Raw genomic sequence first — 9,328 nt, forward strand, 5'->3', positions numbered from 1 at the left:
TCGGTTACAGTTAAAAATGGAACAAACGGAACTAATGGAGTTGATGGGAAATCAGTAACAGTAAAAGATAATGGAGACGGAAGTTCAACGATTACCGATGGATCAGGAAATTCGGTTACAGTTAAAAATGGAAAAGATGGAGCAACAGGTCCTCAAGGTTCAATCGGGTTAACTGGCCCTGTAGGTCCACAAGGTCCAAAAGGAGATACAGGTGCTGTAGGTCCACAAGGATTAAAAGGAGACGTTGGAGCTCAGGGGCCAATCGGTTTAACTGGAGCAACCGGAGCTACAGGTTTACAAGGAGCAAAAGGCGATACAGGTGCTGTAGGTCCAAAAGGAGATGTTGGAGTTCAGGGACCGATTGGTTTAACTGGAGCCACAGGTTCACAAGGGCCAAAAGGAGATACTGGAGCTACAGGTTTACAAGGACCAAAAGGAGATACAGGTCCACAAGGTTCTACAGGATTGACTGGAGCAGCAGGAAAAGACGGAGCAGTTGGACCAATCGGTTTAACTGGAGCCACAGGGTCGCAAGGCCCTACAGGATTGACTGGAGCAGCAGGAAAAGATGGAGCAGTTGGAGCAAAAGGAGAAACTGGAGCAACAGGTTTACAAGGGCCAAAAGGAGATACCGGTTTACAAGGACCAAAAGGTGATACAGGTCCTTCTACCCCTCAAACCATTGCACATACATTAAGCTCGGCTGGTAATTTACTTACCAGTACTGTTAATACTTTGAGTCCAACAGCTAATATTATTAATAGTAATACTTTGATTCTAAGTGGTAATAATCTTATATCAACAATTAATGGTGTAGCATCATCAACAGTAGGATTAGATATCACAACTTTAGAACCTTGGCAAGTACAAGGAAGTGTAACAAAAGCGACAACTAATACTCAGAATATTTATCAAACAGGCGCAGTAGCTATTGGTACAAATACAATTCCTTCATTCACAGTAGGGACAGCAACGATTACCCCTAAATTCCATGTGGCTGGAGATATTTCTACTACAGGAAAAATATGGACAGCTAATAGTGTTTATGCCGATTATGTTTTCGAAAAGTACTTTATAGGTCAATCGGTAATTAATCCGGATTACGAATTTAGATCATTAAATTATGTGAAAGAGTTTATTAAAGCGAACCACCATTTACCGGGTGTTGCTTCAATTGATGAATTAAGAAAAGCAGAGAATGGTTATACCTTCGATATGACAAAACTATCAATACAAAGTTTAGAGAAAATAGAAGAGTTGTACTTGCATACTATTGAGCAAAAAGAAATAATCGATCAGCAACAAATAGAAATCGATACTCTTAAAAAAGCATCGAAAGAAACAAACGATCGTTTAGAACAGCTAGAAAAGTTATTACTTAAGAAATAAATAAAAATGAATTACAGGAGGAAACTTCTCCTGTAATTCTCATTTACAAAATGATTATCATGAAAAAAATAATTACCATTTCTTTCGTATTTCTTATCGCTGCATTTAAATCAAATGCTCAAACAGGAGTAAATACAAGAAATCCGGATGCTTCGGCAAACATGGAAATATCTTCGGGTAATAAAGGTCTGTTAATCCCTCGTTTAAGTGTAACGGATATAACATTAAAAATTCCAATAACGGTTGCTCCAAAAGATGGTTTGTTGATTTATAATACGAATACATTAACCAAAAAAACATTGTTTCACTGGGATGCTTCGGTAAATTCAGGAGCGGGTAGTTGGAACTCTCATTTGTTTTTTAAAGAAACCCCAAAAACAGCGGTGATTGGTATGACGGGTTCAAATTTTGCGGCACTTAATAATTTGGTTCCCGGACAGAGCACATTAATTAACAATAGTAATGGTAATGCTTTGGTTATTCAAAGTTCAGGTTACATGCCTAGTCTTGATGTTGGAAACAACTCGGGGGGTGGACTTACAGTCAATTTAGGATCGGGTGTTTATATGATTGAAATTTCTTTTTTAATTACAGCACCTGCACCGGATTCAGGAAGAGGATCAGTTTTAACTGGGTCAACATATTATAATATGGGCTATTATACAGATATTAAGACTAATGTAACAGTTACCGGAATAGTAACAAATAGTGCAAGAGTAGAAAGAGCAGTATTATCTCAGGCAAATCAAAATCATAGAGTAACCTTCAATACCACTTTTACACTGCCAGATAATGTGACGAATCCAGTTTCTAGTTTAACAGTTGCACTGGGTAGAAGGTCGGGATCATCACATAATGATCTGGTTTACATTATACCCGGTGGTTCTTATTATAAATTAACAAAACTGAAATAATGAAAGCAACTATAAAAAAAATAGTAGTGTTAATCATAATTGCAATTCCTGCGCTAAATTTTGCACAAGGAACAGCAGTAGTAAATGCTCAGACCGGTCATGCTTCAGCGGTTTTAGATTTATCAAACAATACAACTAAGAAAGCTTTTTTACCACCAAGAGTTGCTTTGACTACTTTGACTGATATAGTAAATCCTATAGCTTCTCCTGCTGCCGGTTTAATTGTATATAATATTGGAACAACACAATTACAGGGTTATTACATTTTTGATAATGGTGTTTGGAGTCTAATGGCAACCCGTGAAAATTCTGTTGTTAATGCCATTTTTACTAAAACGGCTTCAGAAACAAAAACAATATCTATAGCCTATTCTAATATTACCGGATTTACAAAACTTTTTAATAATTCAGGAATTGGCATTTCAGATGATGGAAACAGTAAAATAACATTACAACCAGGTAAATATGTAGTAAATGTTAGTTTTAATATTTCTACAAACGAAGCCACAACAAGCGGTATTGGTGGAGCTATAAAGACACAAGCTCACTTTTATTCCAGTAGGTTATGGAATGGAAGTAAAATGCTGGGGCCGGAAGTTCAATTAAATGAAATTTCAAATACATCAGGAACTAAAAAGCATGCACTAACATTCGTTTTTTCTTTTGAATTGACTGCTGCTGACTCTTTTCAATTTCAATTGGCAAGAAGAGCCGGCGGGACCTACATCGGAACTATAAATATAGATAATGCGTTTATAAACATTGAAAAGTCATTACCATGATCAGAGCAATTATATTTTTAGCAGTTAGCCTATTTAGTTTTAGTGCATTTGCTCAAACGGGAATAAATACAAGAACACCCGATGCCTCAGCGGCTTTGGATGTTACGGCTACAGATCGGGGTGTAGTAACTCCGCAATATACATTAACGAGTTTAACAGATAATGTTATTGCAGTTGCTGGTCCGCAGAAAGGTTCTTTAATTTTTAACCTTGGAGGTACTTTTGCCCGCGGATATTATTACTGGGATGGTGAAAAATGGAATAGGATGATTGTAAATAGCGAGATGGATCAAATTTTAAATTTAAAAATCGCAGGTACTTATATAAGCGGTTTAGGAGATTTATCTAAACAATTGATACCATCAGGAACAGCTAATAACTTTATCAGTTTTAGTAGTACTAATGGAACACAGTATATCAACACTCTTGGAAGCGCAAACCCAACCGGCACTGATGTTACATTACCTGCTGGAACTTATAAAGTAGATATCTCTTTTGATTGTGTCGCTCCAGATGCTCCGGATAGTGGTTTTTTAGTAGATAATTCACACTTGTTTGTATTAGAGGCAGCGATTGTTACCGGAAGTTCTACTACATCAAGTGTAACAATGTTAACTGATTTAAAAACAGCGTCAAGTGTTTCTACTTATGGAGCAAATAGTGTACAAGGATATAAATATTCTTTTGTATTTAAACTAGACAGCCAGCAAGCAGTAAAGGTTTTATTGAAACATGGTGCCGGAGCAACCACAAATGTTGCAACAAGAACAAATCAGGCGGGTTTAGTGGTTAATTTTTATAAGATGTTTGAATAGCTATAAAATAACCTGCAATTTAAGTTCAACATAAGTTATAAGTTTTACCTAATAATAGTAAACTATGAAATTAAAAAATAAATATATTCTTCTAACGCTGTTGTTATTGTTTAGTAGAATCATAACAGCGCAAACAGTCAATATTGGAGATTTATATATATCTGAGGGAACAGTTCTGTCTACGGTTGGTGCTATGGATAATAAGAATAATGGTAACTTATTTAATGACGGAGATTTTTTTGTTTACAGTCATTATAATAACGACGGTCTTGTTACTTTTTCTCCCGGTTCAACCAAAGGTATTACCCGAATGAGAGGTTTGTCTGAATCTCAGAATATTTCAGGCACTTCGCCTATGGAATGGTATAATGCCGAGTTTAAAAACAGCAATGTACAGCCTGCCTTTCTTTTGTCTAATGAAGTAAGTATTTCAGGAAAAGCAGATTTTCAGAAAGGAATTATTGATGACGATAATTATGGAGGTTTGTTAGTCTTTGAAAAAGGAGCCGAATCTCTCAATGTTAGTGATAATAGTTTTGTAGATGGTAAAGTGAAAAAAAATGGAAAAGATGCTTTTATTTATCCAATAGGAGACAAAAATAAGTACCGATTTTCGGGCATTTCAGCACCAGCCGAAATAGTAAGCAGTTTTACAGGAAAGTATTTTTATGAAAATTCGGATGCATTATATTCACATAACGATAAGGCGGAAGGAATCACTATTATAAACAATCAGGAATACTGGACGTTAGATAAAACTGCAGGGAATTCGGATGTCATACTTACTTTAAGTTGGGACGAAACATCAACAACACCCGAAGATATAGTTGCATCTCCACAAAGTTCAATCCATATTGTTCGTTGGGATGAGTCAAAAAAACTTTGGATTGATGAGGGGGGGATTGTAGATACTGATAAAAAAACAGTAACAACACCCATAAATGTTTCAGGATACAATGTATTTACAACCGCAAGAGTTGATGATAGTATTGTTTTACCATGCAGCTCGCTAACGATTTATAATGCAGTATCACCAAATGGAGACAATAAAAACGATTATTTCAAAATTGATGGATTAACAGAATGTTCAGCAGATAACACGGTAGAAATATACAACCGCTGGGGTGTAAAAGTTTTTGAAACAAACAATTATGGTTCTAACGGAAATGTCTTCAAAGGGTATTCTGAAGGAAGAGTAACAGTATCAAAAGATAAATTCCTGCCAACAGGAACCTATTTCTATATTCTGAACGTCAAATATTCCGGAACGAATTCCCAAACCATTAAGAAAGCAGGATATCTGTACTTAAACATAGATTAATCTTGTTCAGTAGATTAGCACCTTTCAATAAATAATTATAAAACGTCAAAAAAAAACACTAAGATTATTTCTGATAAGGTACGGATTGAATTGTGATGAATTATTAAAAACAAAAACATGAGATTAAAATTTTTTACAGTGGTTATGATGTTGACAGGGTTTTTATGTACAGCACAGCAAGACGCTCAATTTACACAATATATGTATAATACCATAAGCATTAATCCGGCATATGCAGGATCTCGAGGAGCTTTGAGCGTTTTTGGGTTATACCGTACACAATGGGTCGGGTTAGACGGAGCACCAGAGACAAGCAGTTTTTCTGTAAATAGCCCGATAAACAATAGTAATCTTGGAATAGGTGTTTCAGTAGTCAACGATAAAATTGGTCCAACTAATGAAAATACCTTTTCTGCTGACCTTTCCTATACGATTCAGACATCTGCAGATTTCAAACTTTCTTTTGGTATAAAAGGAACTGCCAATTTGTTTAACCTCGATGTTAATAAATTAAATATGGAAAATCAGGCAGATCCTCAATTTCAAAATTTAAACAATAAACTTACTCCTAATGTAGGAGCAGGAGTTTATTGGCATTCTGATAAAGCTTATATCGGTTTGTCAATTCCTAATTTTATCGAAACAAATCGCTATAATGACAATGACATCGCTATTTTTAAAGATAAAATCAACTATTATTTAATTGCCGGTTATGTGTTTGATCTGGATAAATACCAATACATAAAATTTAAACCCGCTTTATTAACTAAAATGGTAGAAGGCGCTCCTTTGCAAGTAGACGTTTCGGCCAATTTTATGTTTGCGGATAAATTTGTTGTTGGAGTTGCTTATAGATGGAGCGCAGCATTGAGCGCTATGGTCGGATTTCAAATATCAGATGGTCTTTATTTAGGATATGGTTACGATCATGAGACCACATCTTTAAGACATTACAATTCAGGGTCGCATGAGATATTCCTGCGATATGAATTCCTTAAAAACTATGGTAAAATTACAACCCCTCGTTTCTTCTAAAAAAAATAAAATGAAAAAATATATACTCCTTTACCTCACATTAATAAGTGTTTTTTCCTTTAATGGTTATTCGCAAAAGAATAAAACAGCTTCGGCAGATAAAAAATATGATAATTATGCCTATATCGATGCCATTAAAACATACGAGCGAATTGCTGAAAAAGGATATAAATCAGAAGACTTGTTTAAAAAACTGGCTAATTCATTTTATTTTAATTCTGAGTTTGATAAAGCAGCAAAATGTTATGGTGAATTATTTGCAATGAATAGTGAAGTAGAACCGGAATATTATTATCGATATGCACAATCCCTAAAGTCAACAGGAAATACGGTAAAAGCAAATCAAATCCTGGATTTGTTTAACCAAAAATCAAAAAATGATACAAGAGCAGAACGCTATGAAGCAGACAGGAATTATGCAGAAGAAATTAAGGCCAATTCAGGTCGTTATCATGTCGAAGATGCCGGAATAAATAGTAAGTATTCAGATTATGGAACTGCATTTTATCAAAACAAATTAATTTTTACTTCGGCCAGAGATACGGGCAGTCTCGGACAGCGCAAGCACAAATGGACAGGCGAATATTTCACCAATCTGTACGAATCGGATATTGATAAGGATTTCAATCCCGCCGCACCAAAAAAAATAAAATCAAAAATAAATTCTAAATTTCACGAATCGACTCCCGCTTTTACAAAAGACGGCAAGACAGTTTATTTTACAAGAAACAATTATATCGATGGTAAAAAGGGAAAAGATGGCAATAGAACTACTTTAATTAAAATATATAAAGCTACACTTGAAAATGGCAAATGGGATAATATAGCAGAACTTCCGTTTGACAGTAATAATTATAGCACCGCGCACCCTGCACTTAGTCCGGATGAAAAAACACTCTATTTTGCATCAGATATGCCTGGAACAATGGGACAGTCTGATTTGTATAAAGTGACAATTGATAGCAATGGAGGCTATGGCACTCCTGAAAATTTAGGCCCGGCGATCAATACAGAAGGAAAAGAAACATTCCCATATGTAACAGATGAAAACGAAATTTATTTTGCCTCAGACGGACATCCTGGCCTTGGTGGTTTAGATATATTTGTAGCGAAAATAGAAGAAAATGGTATCGGTGTAGTTCAAAATGTTGGAGCAGATATCAATTCCCCACAAGATGATTTTGCATTTATAATAGATTCAAAATCCCGAAAAGGTTTTTTTTCCTCAAACAAAGAGGGCGGAATGGGATCAGATGATATTTATAAACTATTAGAAACCAAAAGGTTGCAATGTGTCCAGGAATTAAGCGGAATCATTACAGATGCTCTAACGGGAGTTATTCTATCAGGAGCAAAAGTTTCTCTATATGACAATCAAATGAGATTAAAAGGTTCTGCAATAACAGACCAGGCAGGATATTATACTTTTGCTGTAGAATGTGGTAAAATCTATAATGTGAGAGCAGAAAAAAGCGATTACACGACAAAAGAAGTTAGTGTTACGATCGCATCTGAAAATGGTAAAACTAATTTGCCGATTGCTTTAGATAAATCAGGTTGTCAGGTAACAATAGGCGATGATTTAGGAAAATGTTTTGGTATAAAGATGATTTATTTTGATCTCGATAAATCTAATATTCGTGCAGAAGCAGCTTTAGATTTAGAAAAAATATTAGATGTACTGAATCAGTATCCTGCAATGAAATTGGATATTCGTTCTCATACAGACAGCCGTCAAACACATGTATACAATGAGCAGTTGTCAGAAAGAAGAGCCAAATCGACTATAAAATGGCTTGTTAAAAATGGTATTGCGCCAAATAGACTTACAGGTAAAGGATACGGAGAAACCCGGCTAATCAATGGATGTTCTGATGGCGTAAACTGTACTGAAGAACAGCATCAAATGAATAGACGAAGCGAATTTATTATTACCGCACTATAAGTATTAAAACAGCCATTTTTAATAATTAGTTCAATATTTTTTATAATTTCTTTATAGTGAAGACCGCTTCTTTAGCGGTCTTACTTGTTTTAATGCACTGTCTAAATATTTTAATAAATTGAGTATTTCTTGAGTTGTACTGCTTTTATGAATAGCAGTCCCAAATAAAAAAAAGACTTATTCTAATGGTTATATGCCTTATTAGGGCATTAGAGGTTATTTCGTCGTTATATCTTTGCAGGCATTTTTTACTTCTTCAGGATTATATTTAAGAAGAAAGATGATAATACAATTTTAGTATTTAACAGCTGTAGAGAAATTGATAATGAAAAAGGAAAAAGTTTTAGTACGAGATCAAAATGAAGCTTTCTTAAAGATATTTAAAAAAGACCTTGTAAATGAATTTCAGTTTGTAGAAACTTCTTTAAAAGATAATGAAACTGAATTTACGGATATTGATCGATTTGTACACGTTGTGTATAATAAATCAGAATTAATAGAATTCTTAAATTTAGAAAAAAGAGGTGCAAATATTTTGGTATGTCTGTTTAATGAGCAATTGTATGCAAACTCCACTTTTATAGAAGAGATTTTTGATTTAATTACGCTAGATGGCTATAAGACAAAAAGGGAAGTCATTAAGGATTTAAAAGCACATTTTAAAAATACCCCGCAACCTAAATTTAATAATGATAGTAGTTCCCATGCATCTAAAAAGCAATCCCATGGGTTTTTCAAAACAATACTTTTTTTTGTGTAATTAAGATTTAGTTTTTTAAAACTTATTTAATGAAGTGCTTTTAGGTAGATTAACATTTAATGAATTACTGGGGACAAGATTTATAGGAAGTCATAAGAGCAAAGTTATTTTGCTACATATATAATGTATTAGAGTTGCTGTTAAACACTCATTATGATATAGAATTAGTAAAAAGCGGGCTCATTCAAATAGTATTATTGCTAAAAGAACACGGGAAGTAGGATAATTCTTTAAATGTGTAAAAATATTTAAAATTTAAATATTGAATTATCAATGAGTTAGGAAAAAGTTTTAAAAAACATTGAAAAAAGTGCTTTGAAAAGTATTGGAAATATGAAAACATTATGTACTTTTGCACCCGCTTTGC

General features: G+C 34.3%; 7 protein-coding genes and 1 pseudogene. All 8 read left to right on the forward strand.

Going from position 1 to position 9,328, the window contains the following annotated elements; genetic code table 11:
* Positions 1 to 1,389, forward strand: a pseudogene (locus tag B0A67_RS25090) (collagen-like protein); the annotation flags it as partial.
* Positions 1,390 to 1,448: 59 nt separating this feature from the next.
* On the forward strand, positions 1,449 to 2,303 hold the full coding sequence (locus B0A67_RS24300; RefSeq protein WP_123887481.1) for a hypothetical protein: 855 nt from the start codon (positions 1,449 to 1,451) through the stop codon (positions 2,301 to 2,303).
* Positions 2,303 to 3,085 (forward strand): hypothetical protein, encoded by a 783-nt coding sequence (locus B0A67_RS24305; RefSeq protein ID WP_072965259.1) that lies wholly within the window; start codon positions 2,303 to 2,305, stop codon positions 3,083 to 3,085. Before B0A67_RS24300 ends, B0A67_RS24305 begins: the two co-directional genes overlap by 1 nt.
* Positions 3,082 to 3,900: a hypothetical protein gene (locus tag B0A67_RS24310; RefSeq protein WP_072965258.1), complete on the forward strand. Its 819-nt coding sequence runs from the start codon at positions 3,082 to 3,084 to the stop codon at positions 3,898 to 3,900. The genes B0A67_RS24305 and B0A67_RS24310 overlap by 4 nt, the downstream gene beginning before the upstream one ends.
* A 64-nt stretch (positions 3,901 to 3,964) precedes the next feature.
* Entirely contained in the window at positions 3,965 to 5,221 is a 1,257-nt protein-coding gene (locus tag B0A67_RS24315; protein ID WP_072965257.1) for a gliding motility-associated C-terminal domain-containing protein, read from the forward strand.
* 117 nt (positions 5,222 to 5,338) lie between these two features.
* A complete protein-coding gene (locus B0A67_RS24320; RefSeq protein WP_072965256.1) occupies positions 5,339 to 6,256 on the forward strand; it encodes a PorP/SprF family type IX secretion system membrane protein in 918 nt (305 codons plus the stop codon).
* Positions 6,257 to 6,266: 10 nt separating this feature from the next.
* Positions 6,267 to 8,201, forward strand: a complete 1,935-nt coding sequence (locus B0A67_RS24325) for an OmpA family protein (protein WP_072965261.1) — start codon at positions 6,267 to 6,269, stop codon at positions 8,199 to 8,201.
* 325 nt (positions 8,202 to 8,526) lie between these two features.
* Positions 8,527 to 8,961, forward strand: coding sequence for a hypothetical protein (locus B0A67_RS24330; RefSeq protein ID WP_072965255.1), 435 nt, complete (start codon positions 8,527 to 8,529; stop codon positions 8,959 to 8,961).
* Positions 8,962 to 9,328: the final 367 nt, after the last annotated feature.

It is taken from the genome of Flavobacterium aquidurense (assembly GCF_002217195.1).
GTDB classification, from domain to species: Bacteria; Bacteroidota; Bacteroidia; order Flavobacteriales; family Flavobacteriaceae; genus Flavobacterium; species Flavobacterium frigidimaris.